The sequence below is a fragment of the Pseudarthrobacter sp. MOO13 genome, assembly GCF_058267655.1.
This window is the reverse complement of record NZ_CM177848.1, coordinates 3,095,468-3,119,689: the sequence shown is the minus strand read 5'-3', so window position 1 is coordinate 3,119,689 and position 24,222 is coordinate 3,095,468. Positions and strand designations below refer to the sequence as shown.

General features: G+C 65.2%; 17 protein-coding genes and 2 rRNA genes. 13 read left to right on the top strand and 6 right to left on the bottom strand.

Annotated features, from left to right (window positions below; translation table 11 throughout):
* Positions 1 to 72 precede the first annotated feature (72 nt).
* From AC4EEO_RS14225 to AC4EEO_RS14205, 5 genes are all read left to right on the top strand, one after another.
* Positions 73 to 3,201, top strand: a 23S ribosomal RNA gene (locus AC4EEO_RS14225).
* A 170-nt stretch (positions 3,202 to 3,371) separates the two neighbouring features.
* A 5S ribosomal RNA gene (gene rrf, locus AC4EEO_RS14220) occupies positions 3,372 to 3,488 on the top strand.
* A 372-nt stretch (positions 3,489 to 3,860) separates the two neighbouring features.
* Positions 3,861 to 4,619 carry a LamB/YcsF family protein gene (locus AC4EEO_RS14215; protein WP_491339125.1) on the top strand — a complete coding sequence of 253 codons (759 nt, stop codon included), beginning with the start codon at positions 3,861 to 3,863 and terminating at the stop codon, positions 4,617 to 4,619.
* A 2-nt stretch (positions 4,620 to 4,621) separates the two neighbouring features.
* Complete coding sequence (locus AC4EEO_RS14210; RefSeq protein ID WP_491339124.1) at positions 4,622 to 6,277, top strand: 5-oxoprolinase subunit B/C family protein; 1,656 nt, start codon at positions 4,622 to 4,624, stop codon at positions 6,275 to 6,277.
* Positions 6,270 to 8,018: an acetyl/propionyl/methylcrotonyl-CoA carboxylase subunit alpha gene (locus AC4EEO_RS14205; RefSeq protein ID WP_491339123.1), complete on the top strand. Its 1,749-nt coding sequence runs from the start codon at positions 6,270 to 6,272 to the stop codon at positions 8,016 to 8,018. Before AC4EEO_RS14210 ends, AC4EEO_RS14205 begins: the two co-directional genes overlap by 8 nt.
* On the opposite strand, the gene AC4EEO_RS14200 is transcribed toward AC4EEO_RS14205, so the two are convergent.
* Together AC4EEO_RS14200 and AC4EEO_RS14195 are read right to left on the bottom strand one after the other, a co-directional pair.
* A complete protein-coding gene (locus AC4EEO_RS14200) occupies positions 8,015 to 8,245 on the bottom strand; it encodes a hypothetical protein (RefSeq protein ID WP_491339122.1) in 231 nt (76 codons plus the stop codon). The two genes, AC4EEO_RS14205 and AC4EEO_RS14200, sit on opposite strands and share 4 nt — an antisense overlap.
* A gap of 291 nt (positions 8,246 to 8,536) precedes the next feature.
* On the bottom strand, positions 8,537 to 9,016 hold the full coding sequence (locus AC4EEO_RS14195; RefSeq protein WP_491339121.1) for a hypothetical protein: 480 nt from the start codon (positions 9,014 to 9,016) through the stop codon (positions 8,537 to 8,539).
* Between the two features lie 68 nt (positions 9,017 to 9,084).
* On the opposite strand from AC4EEO_RS14195, the gene AC4EEO_RS14190 reads away from it, so the two are divergent.
* The 4 genes from AC4EEO_RS14190 to AC4EEO_RS14175 all read left to right on the top strand — a co-directional run bounded on the left by AC4EEO_RS14190 (position 9,085) and on the right by AC4EEO_RS14175 (position 12,787).
* On the top strand, positions 9,085 to 9,762 hold the full coding sequence (locus tag AC4EEO_RS14190; RefSeq protein ID WP_461841629.1) for a GntR family transcriptional regulator: 678 nt from the start codon (positions 9,085 to 9,087) through the stop codon (positions 9,760 to 9,762).
* A 211-nt stretch (positions 9,763 to 9,973) separates the two neighbouring features.
* Complete coding sequence (locus tag AC4EEO_RS14185) at positions 9,974 to 10,687, top strand: DUF969 domain-containing protein (RefSeq protein WP_018762092.1); 714 nt, start codon at positions 9,974 to 9,976, stop codon at positions 10,685 to 10,687.
* Complete coding sequence (locus tag AC4EEO_RS14180; RefSeq protein WP_018762091.1) at positions 10,684 to 11,655, top strand: DUF979 domain-containing protein; 972 nt, start codon at positions 10,684 to 10,686, stop codon at positions 11,653 to 11,655. Before AC4EEO_RS14185 ends, AC4EEO_RS14180 begins: the two co-directional genes overlap by 4 nt.
* Before the next feature lie 31 nt (positions 11,656 to 11,686).
* Positions 11,687 to 12,787: a DUF2891 family protein gene (locus AC4EEO_RS14175; RefSeq protein ID WP_491339120.1), complete on the top strand. Its 1,101-nt coding sequence runs from the start codon at positions 11,687 to 11,689 to the stop codon at positions 12,785 to 12,787.
* 101 nt (positions 12,788 to 12,888) lie between these two features.
* On the opposite strand, the gene AC4EEO_RS14170 is transcribed toward AC4EEO_RS14175, so the two are convergent.
* On the bottom strand, positions 12,889 to 15,666 hold the full coding sequence (locus AC4EEO_RS14170; protein WP_491339119.1) for a hypothetical protein: 2,778 nt from the start codon (positions 15,664 to 15,666) through the stop codon (positions 12,889 to 12,891).
* Positions 15,667 to 15,940: 274 nt separating this feature from the next.
* Between AC4EEO_RS14170 and AC4EEO_RS14165 the strand changes: the two genes are divergently transcribed.
* The 4 genes from AC4EEO_RS14165 (at position 15,941) to ppsA (ending at position 20,714) form a co-directional block, all read left to right on the top strand.
* The gene (locus tag AC4EEO_RS14165) at positions 15,941 to 16,201 is read left to right on the top strand and encodes a hypothetical protein (RefSeq protein WP_018762089.1); all 261 of its coding nucleotides are present in this window, start codon (positions 15,941 to 15,943) and stop codon (positions 16,199 to 16,201) included.
* A 227-nt stretch (positions 16,202 to 16,428) separates the two neighbouring features.
* On the top strand, positions 16,429 to 17,238 hold the full coding sequence (locus tag AC4EEO_RS14160) for an SPFH domain-containing protein (RefSeq protein ID WP_491339118.1): 810 nt from the start codon (positions 16,429 to 16,431) through the stop codon (positions 17,236 to 17,238).
* Between the two features lie 94 nt (positions 17,239 to 17,332).
* Positions 17,333 to 18,151 (top strand): pyruvate, water dikinase regulatory protein, encoded by an 819-nt coding sequence (locus AC4EEO_RS14155; protein WP_026264675.1) that lies wholly within the window; start codon positions 17,333 to 17,335, stop codon positions 18,149 to 18,151.
* A 142-nt stretch (positions 18,152 to 18,293) separates the two neighbouring features.
* A complete protein-coding gene (gene ppsA / locus AC4EEO_RS14150; protein ID WP_491339117.1) occupies positions 18,294 to 20,714 on the top strand; it encodes a phosphoenolpyruvate synthase in 2,421 nt (806 codons plus the stop codon).
* A 40-nt stretch (positions 20,715 to 20,754) separates the two neighbouring features.
* On the opposite strand, the gene AC4EEO_RS14145 is transcribed toward ppsA, so the two are convergent.
* The 3 genes from AC4EEO_RS14145 to AC4EEO_RS14135 all read right to left on the bottom strand — a co-directional run bounded on the left by AC4EEO_RS14145 (position 20,755) and on the right by AC4EEO_RS14135 (position 24,189).
* Positions 20,755 to 21,261, bottom strand: coding sequence for a DinB family protein (locus AC4EEO_RS14145; RefSeq protein WP_491339116.1), 507 nt, complete (start codon positions 21,259 to 21,261; stop codon positions 20,755 to 20,757).
* A gap of 34 nt (positions 21,262 to 21,295) precedes the next feature.
* Positions 21,296 to 22,972 (bottom strand): FAD-binding dehydrogenase, encoded by a 1,677-nt coding sequence (locus tag AC4EEO_RS14140; protein ID WP_491339115.1) that lies wholly within the window; start codon positions 22,970 to 22,972, stop codon positions 21,296 to 21,298.
* A 188-nt stretch (positions 22,973 to 23,160) separates the two neighbouring features.
* A complete protein-coding gene (locus tag AC4EEO_RS14135; RefSeq protein WP_491339114.1) occupies positions 23,161 to 24,189 on the bottom strand; it encodes a carbohydrate kinase family protein in 1,029 nt (342 codons plus the stop codon).
* Positions 24,190 to 24,222 lie beyond the last annotated feature (33 nt).

Below are 24,222 nucleotides of genomic sequence, written 5' to 3'. Positions count from 1 at the left end.
TTGATGCCCTTTGTGGGTGTTGGGGTGTGGTTGGTTTTTGTGGTTCTCTCGAGAAATTTTTTTGATCTTTGTGGTCAAGTTTTTAAGAGCACACGGTGGATGCCTTGGCATTAGGAGCCGAAGAAGGACGTAGGAATCTGCGATAAGCCTGGGGGAGTCGATAACCGGACTGTGATCCCAGGGTGTCCGAATGGGGAAACCCCGCTGAGCGCGCGAGTGACTTGGTGACCCGTACCTGAACACATAGGGTGCGTGGGGGGAACGCGGGGAAGTGAAACATCTCAGTACCCGCAGGAAGAGAAAACAATAGTGATTCCGTTAGTAGTGGCGAGCGAACGCGGATCAGGCTAAACCGTTCCATGTGTGATAGCCGGCGGGCGTTGCATGGTCGGGGTTGTGGGACTTTCCATACCAGTTCTGCCGGGCTGGTGGGGTGTGATGTGCGCGCATAGGTGAACGGTTTTGAAAGGCCGGCCAGAGAGGGTGTTAGTCCCGTAACCGTAATGTGTTTGTGCCGCCTGTGAGAGTATCCCAAGTAGTACGGGGCCCGAGAAATCCCGTGCGAATCTGTCAGGACCACCTGATAAGCCTAAATACTCCCTAATGACCGATAGCGGACCAGTACCGTGAGGGAAAGGTGAAAAGTACCCCGGGAGGGGAGTGAAACAGTACCTGAAACCGTGTGCTTACAATCCGTCGGAGCCAGTCTGATTCTGGTGACGGCGTGCCTTTTGAAGAATGAGCCTGCGAGTTAGTGTTACGTCGCGAGGTTAACCCGTGTGGGGCAGCCGTAGCGAAAGCGAGTCTGAATAGGGCGTTGCAGTGGCGTGATCTAGACCCGAAGCGAAGTGATCTACCCATGGCCAGGTTGAAGCGACGGTAAGACGTCGTGGAGGACCGAACCCACTTCAGTTGAAAATGGAGGGGATGAGCTGTGGGTAGGGGTGAAAGGCCAATCAAACTTCGTGATAGCTGGTTCTCCCCGAAATGCATTTAGGTGCAGCGTTGCGTGTTTCTTGCTGGAGGTAGAGCTACTGGATGGCTAATGGGCCCTACAAGGTTACTGACGTCAGCCAAACTCCGAATGCCGGTAAGTGAGAGCGCAGCAGTGAGACTGTGGGGGATAAGCTTCATAGTCGAGAGGGAAACAGCCCAGACCACCAACTAAGGCCCCTAAGCGTGTGCTAAGTGGGAAAGGATGTGGAGTTGCCCAGACAACCAGGAGGTTGGCTTAGAAGCAGCCACCCTTAAAAGAGTGCGTAATAGCTCACTGGTCAAGTGATTCCGCGCCGACAATGTAGCGGGGCTCAAGTACACCGCCGAAGTTGTGGCATTCAAACATTTACTAAGCCTTCGTGGTTCAGGTGTTTGGATGGGTAGGGGAGCGTCGTGTGGGCGGTGAAGTCGCGGTGTAAACCAGCGGTGGAGCCTACACGAGTGAGAATGCAGGCATGAGTAGCGAAAGACGGGTGAGAAACCCGTCCGCCGAATGATCAAGGGTTCCAGGGTCAAGCTAATCTGCCCTGGGTAAGTCGGGACCTAAGGCGAGGCCGACAGGCGTAGTCGATGGACAACGGGTTGATATTCCCGTACCGGCGAAAAACCGTCCATGTTGAACAGGGGATACTAACCGCCCGAGACCTGCCCGCTCACCCTTGTGGTGTTGTGGGTTTTGGTGGAGCGCGGGACCTGATCCTGGGAGGCAAGCGTATTAACAGGTGTGACGCAGGAAGGTAGCCGAGCCGGGCGATGGTTGTCCCGGTCTAAGGATGTAGGGCGAGTGGTAGGCAAATCCGCCACTCATGGTGCCTGAGATCTGATGGGACCCCCGTTTGGGGGGATTTGGTGATCCTATGCTGCCGAGAAAAGCATCGACGCGAGGTTTTAGCCGCCCGTACCCCAAACCGACACAGGTGATCAGGTAGAGAATACTAAGGCGATCGAGAGAATTATGGTTAAGGAACTCGGCAAAATGCCCCCGTAACTTCGGGAGAAGGGGGGCCCCAACCTTGATACACCTTCGCGGTGTGGAGGGGATCGGGGCCGCAGAGACCAGGGGGAAGCGACTGTTTACTAAAAACACAGGTCCGTGCGAAGTCGCAAGACGATGTATACGGACTGACTCCTGCCCGGTGCTGGAAGGTTAAGAGGACCGGTTAGCCTCACGGCGAAGCTGAGAATTTAAGCCCCAGTAAACGGCGGTGGTAACTATAACCATCCTAAGGTAGCGAAATTCCTTGTCGGGTAAGTTCCGACCTGCACGAATGGAGTAACGACTTCCCCGCTGTCTCAACCATAAACTCGGCGAAATTGCAGTACGAGTAAAGATGCTCGTTACGCGCAGCAGGACGGAAAGACCCCGAGACCTTTACTATAGTTTGGTATTGGTGTTCGGAGTGGCTTGTGTAGGATAGGTGGGAGACGTTGAAGCCCGGACGCCAGTTCGGGTGGAGTCATCGTTGAAATACCACTCTGGTCACTTTGGACATCTAACTTCGGCCCGTAATCCGGGTCAGGGACAGTGCCTGATGGGTAGTTTAACTGGGGCGGTTGCCTCCTAAAAAGTAACGGAGGCGCCCAAAGGTTCCCTCAGCCTGGTTGGCAATCAGGTGTCGAGTGTAAGTGCACAAGGGAGCTTGACTGTGAGAGAGACATCTCGAGCAGGGACGAAAGTCGGGACTAGTGATCCGGCGGTACATTGTGGAATGGCCGTCGCTCAACGGATAAAAGGTACCTCGGGGATAACAGGCTGATCTTGCCCAAGAGTCCATATCGACGGCATGGTTTGGCACCTCGATGTCGGCTCGTCGCATCCTGGGGCTGGAGTAGGTCCCAAGGGTTGGGCTGTTCGCCCATTAAAGCGGTACGCGAGCTGGGTTTAGAACGTCGTGAGACAGTTCGGTCCCTATCCGCTGCGCGCGCAGGAAATTTGAGAAGGGCTGTCCTTAGTACGAGAGGACCGGGACGGACGAACCTCTGGTGTGTCAGTTGTACTGCCAAGTGCACCGCTGATTAGCTACGTTCGGATGGGATAACCGCTGAAAGCATCTAAGCGGGAAGCTCGCTTCAAGATGAGATTTCCATACACTTTATGTGTGAGAGGCCCCCAGCCAGACCACTGGGTTGATAGGCCGGATGTGGAAGCGAGGACTAACGACTCGTGAAGCTGACCGGTACTAATAGGCCAACAACTTACACCACACAGATACATACAAAAATCTGCTTGCGTCCACTATGTGGTTCCCAACCAACAACCCCGACAACACCCGGGGTTTGATACGGCACGGAACCAACAACTGAATAACAACACCACACATGTTGTAACCACACAGTCTTCCCACCAACCCCAGGGTTGGGACGGGTAACAAGGTTACGGCGGTCATAGCGTGGGGGAAACGCCCGGTCCCATTCCGAACCCGGAAGCTAAGACCCACAGCGCCGATGGTACTGCACCCGGGAGGGTGTGGGAGAGTAGGACACCGCCGGACACACACATTGGTCGAGGCCCCAACCACACGGTTGGGGCCTCCCACATTTAAAAACACCACCACCCACCACACGCCCACGCCCGCTCACCCCCGACACTTAACCCCGCAACCCCCGCCCACATCTGAGCGGGCGTTGGGGGAGAAGCTGCAGGAAGTGAGCGGGCGTCGGGTCCTCCGGTAACGCCCGCTCACCCGTGACGGGTAGCCCGCAACAACTGAGCTGGCGTTTTGGTTGAGGCTGCAGGATTTGAGCGGGCGTCTGAGTTGGAGCTGCAGGATCTGAGCGGGCGTTAGTAAAGGTCGACCGGATTGTTGAACAATCCGGATTTTTAGGGCATTCTTGGAGTACCACCAATCCGAGACGGAGATCACATGCCCAGCATCGACTTGAACAGCGACGTCGGCGAATCGTTTGGAAACTGGTCCTTCGGCGATGACGCCGCCATTTTCGAAAGTGTTTCCAGCGCCAACGTGGCCTGCGGCTTCCACGCAGGAGATCCCGTGGGCATCATGGCCACCTGCCTGGCCGCCGCCAAGGCCGGCGTCACGGTGGGCGCTCACCCCGGCTACCGGGACCTGGCCGGCTTCGGCCGCCGGTTCGTGGACATGACCCCGGCGGAATTGACCGCTGACGTGGTCTACCAGATCGGCGCCGTCCAGGCCGTAGCCCTCGCCGCCGGAACCGCAGTCCGCTACGTCAAACCGCATGGTGCACTGTACAACACCATCGTCAACCACCCCCGGCAGGCCGGCGCCGTGGTGGCCGCCATCCTTGCCGTGGACCCCACCCTTCCCCTCATGGTCCTGCCGAACTCCGAGATCCAGCGCCAGGCCGACGCCGCCGGGCTGCGCACGGTCACGGAAGCCTTCGCCGACCGTGCCTACAACCCTGACGGCACCCTGGTCTCCCGGCGCGAACCCGGAGCCGTGCTGCACGAGGTGAAGGACGTCGTCGAGCACGTCCTGCGCCTGGCCACCGATGGCGTGGTCCGCGCCGTGGACGGATCACTGGTCCCGGTCAAAGCGGAAAGCATCTGCCTGCACGGCGACACGGCCGGCGCCGTGGCAATGGCCGCCGCCGTCCGTACCGCCCTGGGGGACGCCGGCATCACCATCCAAAGCTTCGCCTAGCCATGGCTGCCACACAACAGCGCCCGGCCACGGCGCCGGTCCTCACCGCGATCAAGCCCGCCGGAGACCAGGCAATCCTGGTCGAGCTCTCCTCCCTGGACGCGGTGCTCAGCCTCCAGGCACAACTTATGGCGCACCCCCGGCCGGGCCAGATCGATGTCATTGCCGCCGCCGGGACCGTGCTGATCACCGCCGATTCGCCGCATGCCCTGCAGGAACTGGCCGCGCACGTTCGCGGCCTGGACCTTGAAGCGCCCGCGGAGGCTGACAGCACGCTGGTCACCATTGAGGTGGTGTACGACGGCGACGACCTGGACGAAGCAGCGGCGCTCACCGGTCTCGGCCGCGAAGGCGTCGTAGCAGCCCACACAGGCCAGCTGTGGACGGCTGCCTTCGCCGGATTCGCCCCGGGCTTCGCCTACCTCACCGGCGAGAATTCCACCCTTGACGTGCCGCGCCGGCGCTCCCCGCGAACCGCGGTACCCGCCGGGGCGGTGGCCCTGGGTGGACAATACTCGGCAATCTATCCCCGGCAGTCACCGGGCGGCTGGCAGCTGATCGGACGGACCGACGCCGCACTCTGGGACCTCGAGCGGGAGAACCCGGCGCTCATCCGCCCGGGCGATACCGTCCGTTTCGCCGCCGTCCGGGCGCAAGCCACGACCCGGCGGCAGGAAGCCACCGAAACTGCTGCCAGCCAGGCGCCCCATGGGGAACATGCCACCGCGGGCCTGGCCGTGCGCAAGCCGGGCCTCCAAGCCACCATCCAGGACCTCGGCCGGCCGGGCTACGCAGCCCTGGGTGTCAGCAGCTCCGGTGCCATGGACCGGGGTGCCCTGCGCCGCGCCAACCGCTTGGTGGGCAACCCGGAGGACGCAGCGGGCATCGAAACCCTCTTTGGCGGCCTGGAACTCGAAGCCCTGACCGACCAGGTCATCGCCGTCACCGGCGCCAGCGCGCCATTGGCGGTGACGTCGCCGGACGATGCACAAACGACGACGGCGGTGCGGCACCCGGCGTGCGACGCCCCGTTCGCGCTGCTGGCAGGGGAGCGGCTCACCGTGGGCGCGCCCACGGCAGGTCTCCGCTCCTACCTGGCCGTCCGTGGCGGGGTCGCCGGCCCGACCGCACTGGGCAGCCGATCCACCGACACCATGTCCGGGATCGGCCCCGAACCGCTCACAGCAGGAACCATCCTTCCCGTGCATGCCGCCAAACCGGGCAGCGTTGTGGGCAACCCCGAAATCTCACCCCTCCCTGACCATGGCCACGCCACAGTGCTCCGCGTGGTTCCCGGACCGCGGCAGGACTGGTTCAACGACGAAACCCTGCAAAGCTTCCTGTCCCAGGAGTGGACCGTGACACCCAGGTCCAACCGGATCGGCCTGCGCCTGGACGGACAAGCACTGACACGGAGCAAGGAGGGTGAACTGGCAAGTGAAGGCACTGTCCGCGGCGCCGTGCAGGTGCCCCCGGAAGGCCAGCCGGTCCTCTTCCTCTCCGATCATCCGGTGACCGGCGGGTACCCGGTGATCGCCGTCGTCGTCCACGCTGACCTGGACAAAGCCGCCCAACTTCCGCCGGGTGCCACCGTGCGGTTCACCGCAGCATCCCCGGCAGAACAGCCCGAAACACCGAAGGAAAGCTTCCATGCGTAAAGTCCTCATTGCCAACCGCGGCGAAATTGCCGTCCGGATCGCCCGGGCCTGCGACGATGCGGGCCTGGAAAGCGTTGCCGTCTACGCCGATCCGGATGCCGACGCGCTGCACGTTTCCGCCGCTACCGAGGCATACTCGCTGGCCGGTTCCCGGCCACAGGAAACCTACCTGGACATTGAAAAGATCCTGGCGGTCGCCGCCAAAAGCGGTGCCGACGCCGTCCACCCCGGATACGGCTTCCTGTCCGAAAACGCCGGGTTCGCCCAGGCCGTGATCGACGCCGGCCTGACCTGGATCGGGCCCTCGCCGGACACCATCCGGCTGCTCGGCGACAAGGTCAGCGCCCGCGAGGTTGCGGTCCGTGCCGGCGCCCCGCTGGCACCCGGGAGCGACGGCCCGGTGGCCAGCGCCGCCGAAGTCCGTGCGTTCGCAGAACAGGTGGGCCTTCCGGTGGCCATCAAGGCGGCTTTCGGCGGCGGCGGACGCGGCCTGAAAGTGGTCCGGAACCTTGCCGACATCGAGGAAAGCTTCGACTCCGCGGTACGCGAATCCCTCGCAGCCTTCGGCCGCAGCGAGTGCTACGTGGAGAAGTTCCTGGACCGCCCCCGGCACGTGGAGGCCCAGGTCATCGCGGACACGCACGGCAACGTTGTGGTGGTCGGCACCCGCGATTGCTCGCTGCAGCGCCGGCACCAGAAGCTCGTGGAGGAGGCGCCGGCGCCGTTCCTTACGCCGGACCAGCGGGCCGCCATCCATGCCTCGGCCAAGGCCATTTGCCGGGAGGCCGGATATGTGGGCGCCGGCACCGTGGAGTACCTGCTGGACGGCTCCGGCTTCCTGAGCTTCCTGGAGGTCAACACCCGGCTCCAGGTGGAGCATCCCATCACGGAGGAAACTTCCGGCGTGGACCTGGTGGCTGCTCAGCTGTCCATCGCGGCGGGGGAGGCGCTTCCCGTACTGGCGGACCCCGAGCCGCGAGGCCACGCCTTCGAGTTCCGGATCAACGCCGAGGACCCGGGCCGTGGATTCCTGCCGTCCCCGGGTACCGTGGATTCGTTCGAGGTGCCCACCGGGCCGGGTATCCGGTTGGATACGGGTGTGCGGGCCGGGTCAACAGTGCCGGGACAGTTCGATTCGCTGCTCGCCAAGCTGGTGGTCACCGGCGCGGACCGGCAGCAGGCCCTCCGCCGCGCCCGCCGCGCGCTGCGCGAATTCCGCATCGGCGGGCTGGCCACTGTCCTGCCGTTCCACCGCGCTGTGGTGGAGGCTCCAGACTTCACCGGCACCGATTCCCTGGGCGTTTACACCACCTGGATCGAGAGTGAATTCGCCGCTGAGCTGGAAGCGGACCCCGCGTTCAGCCCCGCCGCACCCGAGGAACCGCGCCGGACCATCGGCATCGAAGTGGACGGCAAGCGGATGGAGCTCGGACTACCTGCCGTGCTCCTGGATTCGCTGCTCAACGGCGGTGGCCGCGGCCGTCCCGACGCGGCGGAGGGGAGCGCGCCTGCTCCGGCCGAGAAGAACGACGGCGACCTGCTAGCCACCATGGCCGGCACCGTGGTCAAGTGGCTGGCTGAGCCCGGAACGCTCGTCGAGGAAGGCGAGGCGGTGCTGGTGCTCGAAGCCATGAAGATGGAAACGGCCGTGGCCGCCCACCGTGCCGGTACGGTCGGGGAGCTGTACGCGGCGCCCGGAGACGCCGTCGGGCCCGGACAGGCGCTCACCACCATCGGTTAGGAGGCCGGCGGGGCACCTGGCGACGGCATGCGCGCGAACACCCGGCACACCGCGAGGCTGAACCAGAGCTGGAGGTCGTGGAACCTGTCCCGGAGCAGATGGCCGGTGAAGAGCCCCGAGGGTTCCTGGTGAGCGGACAGCCAGTCGCGCGCCCGGCCGGTCCTTTCCGACTCGACGTCGGGGCGGATGATGCTGATCGCGTCGAGGGCGGACTCGAGGTCCGTCATCCAAAAGGGAAAGCTGAACTCGGTCCAGTCGGAGACGCGGCCCTTGTCCGGGTAGGCATCCGGCTTGAAGAAGCGGCCCGCAAGCAGTTCCGCAGCGTGTTGCGCGGAGGCACTGGCGCGGTGCCCAGGATGGGCCGCGTACGCCCTGAGGACAATCCCGGTGATCAGATGCGAGAAAGGCTGGGCCGGGTCGCCGGTGATGGTCTGCTGGTCGTCAAGCGCGTCGAGGTTTCTTCCCCGGGTGCGGAACGGAAGAGCCCAGCCGCCGTCGTCCTGCCGCGAAGCCTCAAGTCAACTGAAGGCACGTTCCACCCGGGAGTCACCGCTATAGCCCGCCTTGCTGAGGAGCCCGATGAGGGCCGCCGTGTAGTTGGGAGACACCTGGTTCCCGTAAATCCCCCGAAGATCACCTTCGGCGGACTGGCGTGAGAGCACATAGTCGGCCGCTGCCGCGAGGGCGGGGTGCCGGTGCGTGAGCCCGAACATCTCCACCAGGAACCCCAGTTGCCGATAAGTTTCCAGCAGGTCGTAATCCGTCCGCGCCCGGGGCCTCCTTCCCGGGTAGGTCCACGACCCGTCGGCCGCCTGGCGCCGCAGGATCCGGCGCGGGATCGGAAGGTCCCAGAGTGCCACTTCAGGCGTTCCCGCAGGGCCGCCGGCAAGGCCTGCCGGCGGGGGCAGTTCCTTGACCGCCCAGAAGCGTACGGCCGGGTGCCCGCTCGAAAGCAGCGGACTGATCGGGTCGAAGCGCAGGCCATCAAGCCACGTCATGGTAACCATGATGGCGGAATACGTCAGGCGCGGACAGGGTATCCGCGCCCTGCCGATATCGTGGTGCCATGACGTTTGACGAGGTGCTGGCCGATCTCCAAGCCCAGGCCAGGACCACCAAGCACGCCGAAACCGGGCTGTGGGTGGCCGCGCAGCTCCGCAGCCGCATTGAGGCCGGCCAGCTCAAGCCCGGATCCAAGCTCGCAGAGGAAGCCCTCCGCGAGGCCCTCGGCGTGTCCAGGAACACCCTCCGGGAAGCATTCGCAGCCCTGCACTCGGAACACATCGTCACCCGCATTCCCAACCGCGGCGTGTTCGTCGCGCACCCCACGGCGGAGGACATCCGCGAGATCTACCGTGTCCGGCGCTTCCTGGAGCCTTCGGCGGTGCTGTGGTCCGGCACAGTCTCCACGGAGCCCCTGGCGGCGATCGTCAAGGCTGCCAGGGCCGCCGCCGTTGACGGCGACATCCCGGGCATGGCCGGCGCCAACCAGGACTTCCACCGTGCCATCGTGGACCGCGCCGGCAGCGAACGCCTGAACAGCCTCATGGACCAGGTGCTGGCCGAGATGCGGCTGGTATTCCACTCCATGGCCGCCAATCCCGCCTTCCACGAACCCTATGTGGAGGACAACGCGAAGATCGTGGAGCTCCTGGAGGCCGGGGAACTGGCCGCGGCAGCGGACTTCCTGGCCGACTACCTGGAGCGCGCCGAAGCGCAACTGCTCGCCGCCGTCGGCCGTTGACCCGATCCCTTCCGCAGGAGGGGTTGCGGGATTGTTGAACAAAACGCTATGCTGTGGATCACACCGTTGTCCTGCAGCCCACACAATCCTGCAGCCCTAACGTGACCGGGGCGCCCGCCCCTCGGCGCCGCCCCACCGACTAAACCTGGGCACGGACGCGCCGGCCCCCACTTTCGCAGACCCGTCACGGGTCCCCTGGGAAGGGATAATCATGCTTGTACTCATCGGGGTGCTGCTGGTGATCGTTGGCTTCGCCATCCGCCTGAACCCCCTGATTGTCGTCACCGTCGCGGGCATCGTCACCGCGCTCCTGGGCGGCATGAACCCCGCGCAGATCCTCGAGTCGTTCGGCACCGGCTTCGCCAGCAGCCGCTCCGTCACCATCTTTGTGGCGGTGCTGCCCGTGGTGGGCATTATCGAGTTCTTCGGGCTGCAGGAGCAGGCCAAAACCCTCATCGGCCGGCTCGCCAAACTGACCGCCGGACGCGTCCTGATCGGCTACCTGGCCGTCCGCCAGATCACCGCCGCCGTGGGCCTGACCAGCATCGGCGGCCACGCACAGACCGTCCGCCCGCTGGTGTTCCCCATGGCGGAGGGCGCAGCGCTGCGCCGCTACGGCCACGTGCCGGAAAAGATCAGCGAGAAGATCAAGGGCCACGCCGCCGGCGCCGACAACGTTGGTGTGTTCTTCGGCGAGGACGTGTTCGTGGCGGTCGGCTCCATCCTGCTGATCACCACGTTCGTGGACACCACCTACCACCTGCACCTGGAACCGCTCCAGCTGGCGCTCTGGGCCATCCCCACCGCCATCGCCGCTTTCCTCATCCACGGCTTCAGGCTGCTGCGCCTGGACAAGCAACTGGACAAGGAATACCGCGAGTTTGAGCTCACCGCCCAGAAGGAAACTGCAGGAGAAGCCAAATGATCAACGTTGAAGCCGTTTACTGGCTGGTCGGCATTCTGTTCGTCGCATGGGCGTCGCTGATCGCCGCCGACACCAACCACCCCCGCCGCTGGGGCAGCTCGGCCTTCTGGGGCCTGCTGGGCCTGTGCTTCTTCTACAGCACCTGGGTCCAGGCAGGAACCGCACCCGCCTGGATCCTGGGCGTCGCCGTCCTGGTCCTGGTGGTACTGGCATCCACCGGCCTGCTGGGCCACGGCAAGCACCGCACCTCCACCGGGCCCGAGCGCGAGGCCTACGCCAAACGCTTCGGCAACAAGCTCTTTATCCCCGCCCTGACCCTGCCCCTGGTCACTGTGATCCTGGTGCTCGCTGCTCCTGTGCTGGTGATCGGCGGCACTCCGCTGCTGGATCCCAAGAACACCACGCTCGTGGCGCTGGCCATCGGCGCCGTAGCCGCCGTCGTCGTCGCCCTTGTCATCCTCAAGCCCAAGAACCCGGCCACGCCCCTCTTCGAAAGCCGCCGGATCCTCGAATCCATCGGCTGGGCCGCATTGCTGCCGCAGATGCTCACCACGCTGGGCATCCTCTTCACCAAGGCCGGCGTCGGTACCGCGGTGGGCACCCTGGCGTCAGGGCTGCTGCCCAAGGGCTCGCTGATCGCGGGCGTGCTGGTGTACTGCATCGGCATGTTCCTCTTCACCGTGCTGATGGGCAACGGCTTCGCGGCCTTCCCGATCATGACCGCCGCCATCGGCTGGCCCGTACTGGTGCAGACCTTCCACGGTGACCCCGCCATCATCTTCGCGATCGGCATGCTCGCCGGCTTCTGCGGCACCCTCTGCACGCCCATGGCAGCCAACTTCAACCTGGTGCCGTCCGCGCTGCTGGAGATGAAGAACAAGTACGGCGTCATCACGGCCCAGGTGGGCACGGCCATCCCGCTGCTGGCAGTCAACATCGTGCTGATGTACTTCCTGGCCTTCCACTAAACCTTCCGCTCATCCCGGCTTTCAAAGGAGCATGATGGACAACGATCTTCGCGTACAGGCGGCCCCGGACTACGCCGCCGTGGTGCTGGGCAACCTTTCGGAGCCCTACCCGCACTCGGCACACCACACCCAGATGTCCGCCGACGACCGTCCCACGCCGGAGCAGATCCACCCCGCGTTCTACACCTCCTTCGACTGGCACTCCTGCGTCCACATGCATTGGCTGGGGGCCAGCCTGCTGGGGGCCGCCTCAGGATCGCCTTCGTCCGGGGCTGCTCCGCAGGGGGCGTCCGACGGCGGGACGGCGGCTTGGGTGGACGGCCCGACTGCCGCGTCGCTGCGGGAAGCCCTGGGCGCCAACCTGACCCCGGCCAAGCTGGCGGTGGAACGGGACTACCTGCTGGCCAACCCGTCCTGGGAACGTCCGTATGGCTGGGCGTGGCTCATGCGGCTTGCGGCCACCTGTTCCGCGTCCTCCGATGCGCAGATCCGCGAATGGGGCTCCGCCCTGGAGCCGCTGGTGGATGCAGTGGCGGAACTCAGCGTGGCGTGGATGGCCAAGGCGCAATACCCCGTCCGGCACGGGCTGCACACCAACGCCGCGTTCGGTGTGGGCTACATGCTCGACGCTTTCCGATCCTTGGGCCGCGAGCACGCCGCGACGGCGTGCGAGGAAGCGGCGCGCGGCTGGTTCGCGGATGACCGCGGCTGGCCGGGGGACTGGGAGCTCAGCGGCCAGGACTTCCTCTCCGCCGGCCTCAGCGAGGCGGACCTGATGCGCCGCGTGCTTTCCGCGGACGAGTTCGCAGGCTGGTTCGCGGGGTTCCTGCCGGAGCTCTCCACGGCGTCGCGGATCTTGCAGCCGGTGAGCGTGACGGATGAGACCGACGGCTACCTGGTGCACCTGCACGGACTGAACCTGACCCGGGCCGGCCAGGTGGCGCGCATCATCGCCGCCCTGCGCGAATCCTCCAAGCCCGAGGCATCCGCCGCGGCGGCCGTCCTCAGCGAGGCACTCGATCCGCTGTTGAAGGCCGGGCTCGCCGGGCTGGAGAGCGGCGACTTCATGTCCACGCACTGGCTGGCGAGCTTCGCCTGGGACGCGCTGGGATCCGTGGCGGCGCTGGACTGATTCTTCGCTGGCCGGGGCCGGACAGCTGCCCGGCTCCACTGGCCTGCTGCCCGGCTCCACTGGCCTGCTGCCCGGCTCCACTGGCCGGGTCCCAGAGCGGCCTAGCCGCGAATGTAGCCAACAATGTCGACAATGACGTGCGATCGACCGGCGGAGGTATTCCTGATGGCGATCTTGCCGTCCGGCCCGATGGGAACCACGGAGAAGCTGGCCCGGGTCTGAGTCGCCTCGAAGTTGACGTTCGATGTTCCCGGGAGGGGGCCTCCGCTTGGATAAGCCCTCAAGTGCCCAACGGATGTTGGGTCCGTAACAGTCAGGTTGATCAGCGCCGCCTTGGCTCCAGCCGGAATGCCGTTAGCGCCGCTTATGGTCACAGCGGCGTCTGCGTTGGCGTCCAAGGGGGAAGCAGTCGTCCGGGTGTCCAGGAGCCGCTTGGGCGCCAAGGACTCGAAAGCGCCCGGAGTTGAACCCGCGCCCTTCAGGAAATATCCCACCACGTCGACAACGATGCCCACCGGCCCTGGCGATGTATTCGCGATACTGATCTTGCCGTCAGCGCCCACCGGAACGATTGCAAGATTCGGGGTGTCGCCGGTGGTCCAGTCATAGTTGACGGTGGACGTTGCCGGGCGGCTGGTGCCGCTCGCGTAAGCGGTCAAATGTCCGTGGCTGGTGTGGATGTTGTCGCGGTAGATGTTGGCCGCCGTAATGTTCACAACAACGGCGCCGACCTCTGCGGGTAGAGGCGCCAGGCCAATCATTTGAATGTCAAACACCTCGCCGCTGCGGGTCCCAAGCGTTCCACGGCTGTCTGCGGCGCGGAAAGGCGTTACTGCCTGGTATGCCCCGCTGTCCGTGGGAATTCCGCCTGTGAAGTACCCGGCTATATCGACGATCAGATGAAGATTTCCGTCGTAGCCGGCGTTCTCCAGATTAATCCGGCCGTCATGGACAGGCACCACTATGGAATTGGCGACCGTTTGGCGCTCCCGGAAGTTGACTGTGGACGTGTTGGTACTTTGCTGGCCGAACGGGAAGGCAGCCACGAATCCATACGAGGTCGGGTCCGTGACGGTCACGTTCAGCGCCACGGCGCTTGCATCGGCCGGTACCCCGGCCCGTCCGCTGACTTGGACCACCCGACTTGTTTGGATCGGCAGGGGCGTGGACAACTCCCGGGTATCCAGCAGCCTTGCCGGCTGAACGGGAACAAACTTTCCGGCCGCCGGAGAGGCTTTGAGCCCTGCCGTGTCGTACGACAATGTCCCCGCATCAATGGTCTGTCCGTTGCGGATTGACATGACCTGTGCCTGCTGGCGGTCGCGCACATTGCCGGAGTAGACCTTCCCGAGGGGAATAAGGTAACTCGTGTAGACGTCCACGTTGGTCTCCAGAATGTAGTCGCCGTCAGCAAGCCCGCCGACAACAAACCTTCCCGATGGGTCCGTGGTGGCTATTCGTTCATCAGCGGAACCGTTTGTGGCCATGGCTTTGACACTGTGATACCCGAGCGGGCTCCCGGCTCGGCTCTGGATGAGGCCGGTAATGGAACCGCCACCGGTCATCGCGGCATTGATGCCGGAAGTCGTCTTTCCCAGCGCGACGGTGACATCGGCACCCTTTGCATATCCTTCATTTTCTGGAACTCCGGGATAGTACTGTGTCAGCAACGAGGGGCCGTACTGCCACGGTTCATTGAAACGGACCTTATAGGCGCCCGGGCCTGTGTTGCCAATGAGGTAGTTGCCGGAAGCGTCCGTGGTGGTGCCCCTGACAAAGCGACCCAGGGAATCGTACAAATTAACGGACACAGGCGAGGTTGAACCGGTGACAGTTCCTGATAGTGCCCCCGCGGGTGCCATGAGCAGATCCAGGCCGGAGCGCTTTTCCCCCTGTCCGAAGTTTAGTGCCCCAGCTGCCGCGAATTGTCCTGCATTCGGATACCACATGGTCGCGAAAGCGCCGTTCTTGGTGGTACCCCCGAAGGAAATCCTGGCAGGTCCCGCAGGAACCTGTGGCAGGCTGTATGCGCCGTCCTCGCCAAAGGTCGTAGAGCTGACAACGTTGCCGGCGTCGGAATAGATGCGCACGAAGCCTGCTTCCGGAGTAGATCCCGGGGGAAAGACAGCCCTGCCACTAACGCTTGAGGGTGTGAGCAGGCTGATGTTCACGTCCGTTGTGTGGCTCCCTGCCTGTAGACCCAGCGATTTTGCCGCCTTCTTGTCTGCTCCACCGCCGTACCACGTTTCCAAAAGGCCGCTCGAGCCTGGGGTCACTCGGAGGGTAAAGCTGTCCGCCCCGAGCCCTGTGACGGTGTAGCTTCCGTCGGGCGCCACGTGGGCTGTCCGCTCAACGGCGGTGCGGGGGACGCCCCCGTACCGGGAGACGAAAGTGCTGCTTGCAACCACCGCCAACTGGCTGTAATCAGTCCCGGGTGGCGCGGAAACAGTGCCGGAAATGGTGGAACCCGGAGCCATTGTCACGTCGATGCCTTGCGCGCCGCGGTTGCTTAGGGGGAGTGTGGTTGCTTCTTCTTGCCGGGCCACATCGCCGTACCATGTCGTCGCCAGTCCGCTGTCGCCTCCCGAGACCCGAAGATTGGCGTAGTCCATCCCGCTGTAGGGCACGCGGTAGCGGCCGTCTGGCGAGACTGGTTCGGCGGGCCTGAGCATGTCGCTCTGGGCATCGGTAAGTTGCACCCTTAATTCATCAAACCGCGTACCCGGCGGCCCCGTAATGATGCCCTCGACGTATTTCACCGGGTTCCAGTCATCGGCCGTGGCCTTCACGCTCCCACTGGCCAGGAGCGATACAAGTGCAAAAGTAATCCCAGCCACCACACGTAGCGAAGCAGTGCGAAGCACGCTGCCGCCTTTCAATCAGGCGGCCTCAGCCGCGCCCCCAAAGCTGTTCAGCACAGCCTGCCCAGTTTATGGCGAAAAATCGCGGAAAACATCAACTCGATGGAGATTCGGTTTTCGAACAATACGGTTGACGAAACTCCCGCAGTCACACTCCGTCCAAAGCCTCCGGACCCTGCATGCTGTGCCATGGCGCGTTAGTCTTGCTGCACCACGCCGGCGTGCGTGACCTGGGAGCAGCGGGCAGGGTTGTAATGAGCTGACTGTCCGCCCATGAGCCCGGAGGAAACCGATGCGCCAGCACGTCAGTACATGCCTGCCAGACCCTGCCGTGGCAGGGGACACCGCCACCCTCAAGCCCCGGCGGAAGCGGACCAGGCACCCCCGGCTTGCGGTGGGGGACCGGGTCAGTTTTGCCGAAGGAACCTTGGCCGGCACCGGGGTCGTGGACGCTGTGACCTCCGATTATTCGATCATCTGGGTGTGGACCGATGAAGGCCAGGGCCGCAGGATGTTCTTGCAGGGGTACGGAAGCATCGTTTCTGCGGTTTAGGTTCGACGCCGAAGCCCGGGCGGCCGCGGACGACCGGCCACGAGCCACACAACTCCGCCCACCACGCCCCAAGGCAACCACAAGGCGGCGCCTGTCGCATTCACACGTCCAGTATGCTCCGGTTCCAAGCTCCCTGACGCCTTTGGTGGGACAATAAGTGCAGGGCCCCTGTCACGGCGCCAGCCAGGTGCCGGCACGGCCCGCGCAAAGACCAGGAGGGGATCCCGATGGACCCCACCACCGTGACTATCATCGTCCTCGTTATCCTGCTTCTCGTTGCTGCGCGGATGTCCATCCGGATCGTCCGCCAATACGAGAAGGGCGTACTGTTCCGGCTTGGCAGGGTGGTCGGCGTAAGAGACCCCGGCCTGCGGTTGATCATTCCTGTTATCGACCGGCTGCCGCTGGTAAGCCTCAGGATCGTGACCATGCCCATCCAGTCACAGGGCATCATTACCCAGGACAACGTCAGCGTGGACGTGTCAGCGGTGGCCTACTACCGGGTGGTGGACGTCGTGAAATCCGTCATCGCCATCGAGAACGTGGCCGCGGCCATCGACCAGATCGCCCAGACCACGTTGCGGAAGGTGGTTGGCCGCCATACCTTGGACCAGACCTTGTCCGAGACCGAACGGATCAACGGCGACATCCGCGAAATCCTCGACGTGCTCACCGTCGAATGGGGCGTGGAAGTCACCCTGGTGGAGCTCAAGGACATCCAGCTGCCCGAAAGCATGAAGCGTGCCATGGCCCGCCAGGCAGAAGCCGAACGCGAGAAGCGAGCGAAGATCATTGCCGCCGAAGGCGAGGCCATCGCCGCTTCAGCGCTCGGCGATGCGTCCGACACCATGATGGCGCACCCACTCGCGTTGCAGCTCCGCAACCTGCAGTCCCTGGTGGAAATCGCCGTCGACAAGAACTCCACGGTGGTGTTCCCCGCCCCGCTGATGAGCACCATCGGTGAACTCTCCGCCTTCCTGGCCCGCGAGAACCAGGCAGCGTCCGCCGCCGGGCCGTCCCCTGTGAAAGCGGCCTGACCGGCGAACCGGCCCGCGTACAACCAACGCGTCGGCCGGGCCCGCGCCGGTCCAGACTTCGGGTCCGCACCACAGCGGCCGCTAAAGTCGTGCCATGACCACTGCTGCTCTACGCCCTGTCTACTTCCTCTCGGACAGTACGGGCATCACCGCGGAAACGTTGGGCAATACGCTGCTGACCCAGTTCCCGGTGGCCGACTTTGACCGTGTCACCATCCCCTTCATCACCACGGCCGAGCAGGCACGGGCGGTGGTGCGCACCATCGACGGCCTTGCCGCCACCGGGCCCCGGCCGCTGGTCTTCTCCACCGCCGTCAGCAGCGAAATCCGGCAGATCCTGGCCGGCTGCAAAGGCGTGATCGTGGACCTGATCGGCACGCACGTGGGCGTGCTGGAACAGGCGCTCGGCGCGCCTGCCAGTGGCGAACCCGGCAGGGCGCACGGCCTGGGCAACGCCGCGCGCTACCAGTCCCGGATGGCGGCTGTGGAGTACGCGATGGAGCACGACGACGGCCAGAGCCTGCGTGCCCTGGAGAAGGCGCAGGTGATCCTGGTGGCCCCGTCCCGGTGCGGCAAGACGCCCACCACCATGTATTTGGCACTCCAGCACGGGATCTTCGCCGCCAACTTTCCGCTCGTCGACGAGGACTTCCAGCGGGACGGCCTGCCGAAGCCGCTGCAGCCCTTCGTGTCCAAGTGTTTCGGCCTGTCGTCCAACCCGCTGCGCCTGAGCCAGATCCGCACCGAACGGCGGCCCAGCTCGCCCTACGCATCCTTGCGTCAGTGCGGCTTTGAGTTGCGCAGCGCCGAGCAGCTGTACGTATCCCACCGGATCCCGTACCTGAACTCCGCCACCGTGTCCGTGGAGGAGATGGCGGCCACCATCCTGCAGCGGATGAATCTCAAGCATTAGCAACAATTCACAAACGTGGCGTGGCGCACATCATGTGGAAAGTGCGCGGCAGACCTGCCACTGTTGACAAGGTTTTTCTTCCGGCCGGCACTACCGTGGCGGCCAGCAATGCCTAAGCCACCTCTGCAAAGGAGCAGTAAACATGACCACAGACGTTCTTTGGTTCTCCGAACTCGGGCTTGAGGACTTGGACAAGGTGGGCGGCAAGAACGCCTCCCTGGGCGAGATGGTGCAGAACCTGACGTCCGCCGGCGTACAGGTCCCGGACGGATTCGCCACCACGGCGGACGCGTACCGCCGGTTCCTGTCCGACTCCGGCCTGGACCAGAAGATCGCCGACCGGCTCGTTGGCCTGGACACCGATGACGTGACGGCGCTGGCGGCTGCCGGCCAGGAGATCCGGTCCCTGGTCCGCGACACGCCGTTCCTGGCGGATTTCGAGGCGCAGGTCCGCGAGGCGTACCAGCAGCTGGTGGACAAGCACGCCGGCTCGCAGGATCTTTCTTGGGCGGTGCGCTCCAGCGCCACGGCAGAAGACCTTCCCGACGCCTCGTTCGCCGGGCAGCAGGAGACCTTCCTTAACGTCCGCGGCATCGAGAACATCCTGCAGGCCATCAAGGACGTCTTTGCCTCGCTCTACAACGACCGCGCCATCGCCTACCGCGTGCACCATAAGTTCGAGCACGCCGAGGTGGCACTCTCGGCGGGCATCCAGCGCATGGTGCGTTCCGACGTCGGCGCTTCCGGGGTCATGTTCACCATGGACACCGAGTCCGGCTTCCAGGACGCCGTGTTCGTCACCTCCTCCTACGGGCTGGGCGAAGCAGTGGTCCAGGGCGCCGTGAACCCCGATGAGTTCTACGTGTACAAGCCCGCCCTGGAAGCCGGCCGGCCGGCCATCCTCAAGCGGGGCCTGGGCGAGAAGGCCCTCCAGATGACCTACACCACCAACAGCGAGATCGGCCGCACCATCGACTTCGTGCCGGTGGAGGAGTCCCAGCGCTCGCGCTTCAGCCTCACGGACGACGACGTGGAGCAGCTTGCGCGCCACGCCGTCGCCATCGAGAAGCATTACGGCCGCCCGATGGACATTGAGTGGGGCAAGGACGGCATTGACGGTGGACTGTACATCCTGCAGGCCCGCCCGGAAACCGTGCAGTCCCGCCGGGCCCCGGGCAGCATGAGCCGGTTCCGCCTGAACGCGACCGGCCCGGTGCTGGTGGAAGGCCGCGCCATCGGCCAGCGGATCGGCGCCGGAAAGGTCCGGATCCTCACCGCGATCGACCAGATGGCCTCGTTCCAGACCGGCGACGTCTTGGTGGCAGACATGACCGACCCCGACTGGGAGCCGATCATGAAGCGTGCCTCAGCGATCGTCACCAACCGCGGCGGGCGCACCTGCCACGCGGCCATCATCGCCCGCGAGCTGGGGATTCCCGCCGTCGTGGGCACCGGCAACGCCACTGACGCGCTGGCCGACGGCCAGGAGGTGACCGTGTCCTGCGCCGACGGCGAGACCGGCACCATTTACCAAGGCCTGCTGGACTTCAGCGTCGAGGAGACCGGGGTCACCCAGCTGCCCGAGGCGCCGGTAAAGGTCATGATGAACGTGGGCACGCCGGAACAGGCGTTCACTTTTGCGCAGCTGCCCAACCACGGCGTGGGCCTGGCCCGGCTGGAGTTCATCATCAACCGGCAGATCGGCATCCACCCCAAGGCGCTCCTGAACCTGGACAGCCAGCCGGCGGAAGTGGCCGCCGAGATCCGCGGGCGGATTGCCGCATACGACAGCCCCCGCGACTACTACATCAAGCGCCTGGCCGAGGGCGTGGCCACCATCGCCGCCGCCTTTGCCCCTGAACCGGTGATCGTCCGCATGTCCGACTTCAAGTCCAACGAGTACGCCAACCTCATTGGCGGCCCGGCGTACGAACCGCACGAGGAGAATCCGATGATCGGGTTCCGCGGCGCGTCCCGCTACCTGGAACCGTCCTTCCGGGACTGCTTCGACCTCGAGTGTGAGGCCCTGTCCTTCGTACGCAACGAGATGGGCCTGACCAACGTCAAGCTGATGATCCCGTTCGTGCGCACCCTGGACGAGGCGCGGGGCGTCATCGACCTGCTCGCCGAGAACGGCCTGCGCCGCGGTGAGAACGGCCTCGAGGTCATCATGATGTGTGAACTGCCCTCCAACGCGCTGCTCGCCGACGACTTCCTGGAGTACTTCGACGGCTTCTCCATCGGCTCGAACGACATGACCCAGCTGACCCTGGGCCTGGACCGTGACTCGGCCATCGTGGCCAACAGTTTCGACGAGCGGGACGCGGCCGTGAAAAAGCTGCTCAGCATGGCCATCAAGGCCTGCCGGGCGCACGGCAAGTACGTGGGCATCTGCGGCCAAGGCCCCAGCGACCACCCGGACTTCGCTGAATGGCTGGTGAAGGAAGGCGTCAATTCCGTCTCCCTGAACCCGGACACGGTGGTGGACACCTGGCTGCGGCTCGCGGGCGCGGCAGAAGACTCGTCCGCCGGCGCAGTGACTGCCGCCGCCGGCGTAGCCTGACCAGACCGCCGAAAGGTCCAAGGGCGGTTCCGCCGCGGTGTCATCGCCGTGACGGGACCGCCAGCACCTGCTCCCGCAGGATGTCCGCGTGGCCACAGTGCTGGGCCAGTTCCCGCAGCATGTGCAGGTACACCCAGCGCAGCGGAAGCGGGCCCCGCCGGTTGCCGGTGACCACATCGTCCAGGCCGAGGCCGGCCGCGGCCGCCCGGGAGGCGGCGCACGCCTCCCGGTGGGCTGACCGGACCGAGGCGACCGTGTCGGCGTCGTCAAGCATGAACGATTCGTCCGGGGTGGCCGGGATACCGATCTCACTGCGCGGGCGGCCCGTGACGGCTTCGTCGAACCAGACCTTCTCCACGAAGGTGGCGTGCTTCACCAGGCCCAGCAGCGTGGTGCGGGACGGAACCAGCCGGCGCCGGGCCTGCTCTTCGGTCAAGCCGTCCAGGCAGTCGTCGAGCGCAGCCCGGTGCTCGTCAAGGAAGAATTCGAACTGGGCACGCAGCGGCTCGGAAATCACGTCGTCCATGGAACGGGGGAGGATGGCCATATGCCGACCCTAGCAAGCCGGCAAGAAGGTGCGGCTACAACGCCCGGGCCAGGGAACGCCCCACCGTCCTGCCGGTGAAGATGCAGCCACCCAGGAAGGTGCCCTCGAGGGCGTTGTATCCTTGGGCGCCACCGCCCCCGAACCCGGCGGCCTCCCCGGCGGCGTAGAGGCCGGGAATGGGGATGCCGTCCCGCCCGAGCGCCTGTCCGGATAAATTCGTCTGGATGCCGCCGAGCGTTTTTCTGGTGACGACGTGGAGCCGCACCGCGATCAGCGGGCCCGCCTTCGGATCCAGGATCCGGTGCGGCTTCACTGTCCGGAAGAGCCGGTCACCCAGGTAGCGGCGGCTGTTGCGGATGCCCGCCACCTGGGCGTCCTTGGAATAGGCATTACGGATCTCGGCGTCACGCTCCCCGATCTGCCGCCGCAGCAGCGCACCATCCAGCAGCGGCTCCGCGGTGAGCCCATTCATGCCGCGGACCAGGTCCGGAAGGTTGTCCGCCACCACAAAGTCCGCGCCGTGCTCCTTGAACGCTTCGATCGGGCCGGAGGCACCGCGGCCCAGCCGCGTCTTCAGCAGCAGCTTGAGGTCCCGGTTGGTGATGTCCGGGTTCTGTTCGGAGCCGGAAAGGGCGAACTCCTTTTCGATGATCCGCTGGTTGAGGATGAACCAGGAATGGTCGTACTGCTGGATGTCCGGGGTGGTCCGCAGCAGGCGGAGGGTGCCCAGCGTGTCGTAACCGGGCAGGCCGGGGGAGGGGAGTCGCCGGCCCAGAGCATCGAACCACAATGAGGAGGGGCCGGGCAGGATCCGGATGGCGTGGTCCGGCCAGATGGGGTTCCAGTTCTGGATTCCCTCGGTGTAATGCCACATCCGGTCCCGGTTCACCAGCCGGACTCCGGACCCGTCGGCGATGTCCAGCATCCGCCCGTCCACATGCTGCGGGACCCCGGTGACCATCCTGCGCGGCGGTGTTCCCAGCCGGTCCGGCCACCAGCGCCGCACCTGCTCGTGGTTGCCGCCGATCCCGCCGGAGGCGATCACCACAGCCTGCGCCCGCAACTCAAAGTCCCCAATAATTTCCCGGTTGGAGGACACCCCACGCGGCGACGCATCCGGTGCCAGTACTGCGCCACGCACCCCGGTGACCGTACCGTCGTCGTACGTTAAACCGTCCACCCGGTGCCGGAAGAAGAACGTGACGCTGCCTGCCGCGGCCGCCTCGCGCGCCTTGTCCGCGAATGGTTCGGACACCCCGGTGCCGGTGCCCCACGGAACGTGGAAGCGGGGAACCGAGTTGCCGTGGCCGCCGGCCCTGCCGTCGCCGCGCTCGGCCCAGCCCACCAGCGGCGTGAACCGGATTCCCTTTTCCTGCAACCAGGAGCGCTTGTCGCCGGCGGCGAACTCCACGTAGGCGCGGCCCCACTGAGTGGCCCACTCGTCCTCCGGGTGCGGTCCGGAAAGCCGGTCCCATTGCGCCGAGCCCTGCCAGTCTTGCCACGCCAGATCGAAGGAATCCTTCACGCCCAGCCGGCGCTGCATGGGGGTGTCCACCAGAAAAAGACCGCCTAGCGACCAGAACGCCTGGCCGCCCAGGTTGGCCTGGTTCTCCTGGTCCAGGATGGCCACGCGCTTTCCCGCACGGACCAGCTCGTTGCAGGCCACCAGCCCGGCCAACCCGGCCCCGATGATGATGACGTCCGCATCCATGCGTGCCTGCCTGGTTTCGAAAGTTGTTGTGACTGCTTGCCAAGCTATCGCACGAAGCGGCCCATGCCCGGGTTTTTCGTGCCCGGCGCGCAGCAGCCGCCTGCCGCCTTCGTGTCACACTGGCCCGGTTTTCACGGGGAAACGGCCGCGGGAGCGCGGATTCCCGGCGTGTCGCGGCGAAAACTGGGCTACTCTGCGTGCCTGATGCGAGGCGGGGGCGTCCGGAAGCAGGCGTCCGCGTCAGGCGACGCCGTCCCCAGTTCTGCCAGCCCGGGCGGGTTGGCGCCGGGGCGGGAACAGGTGACGGCCGCGGCCCTGTTCGCGTAGCCGGCCAGGAGGCGCAGGTCAGCAGCTTTGAGGGCGGCCAGCCGCGGCCGGGCCCCGGCGCCCAGGAGGTCCATCTGCGACAGGCCGGCGATCAGGGCGGCCATGAACGAGTCACCCGCCCCGACGGTGTCCGCCACCTCGATTCTTTCACCCGGCAACTCCACGCGGCCCTGCCTGTTCAGGAGCACCGGTCCCTCAACACCGCGGGTCAGGGCCACCAGCGCCGGGCCGAGCTCCAGCCAGGCGGCCAGCGACTCCTCGGGAGTCCGGCCCGGATAAAGCCAGCGCAGGTCCTCGTCGCTTGCCTTGACGACGTCGCTCGCGGCGACGAATTCCTCAGCCTGCCTGCGAGCCGCGGCAACATCGGGACTGATGCCGGGCCTGCAGTTGGGGTCGTAACTGACGGTGGCACCGTGCCGGGCCGCCCCCACCAGCGCATACGTGGCGTGGTTGCCCGGTGAAAGCGTGGTGGCAATGGAACCGGTGTGGACGTGCGCGGAGGTTTCCACGGCGGCCAGGGCGGGAAGCGATGCGCCATTGATGTCCCACGTGATGTTGAAGGCGTAAGTTGCTGCACCGTCCGGCCCCAGCGTTGCCGTTGCCGTGGAGGTGGGTGCAGCCCCGCCCAGCACCGGCCTGACGCCGTTGGACTGCAGGTGCTGATCGATGATCCGCCCGTACTCGTCGTCGCCATAATGGGTCACCAGGCTTGTGGAAAGGCCCAGCCGCGCAGTTCCCACCGCGACGTTCAGCGGGCTGCCTCCGGGGTGGGCTTTCCGGCCGGCGGTTCCCCGGCGCGGGTCATTGATGATGTCCACGAGGGATTCCCCGATCACGGTGACCACGGGACCGCCGTTTGCGGCATCCGGCACGTTGTGGGCTGTTGGCATGGCTGCTTCCTTGCAGGTGATGGGGCGGGATGT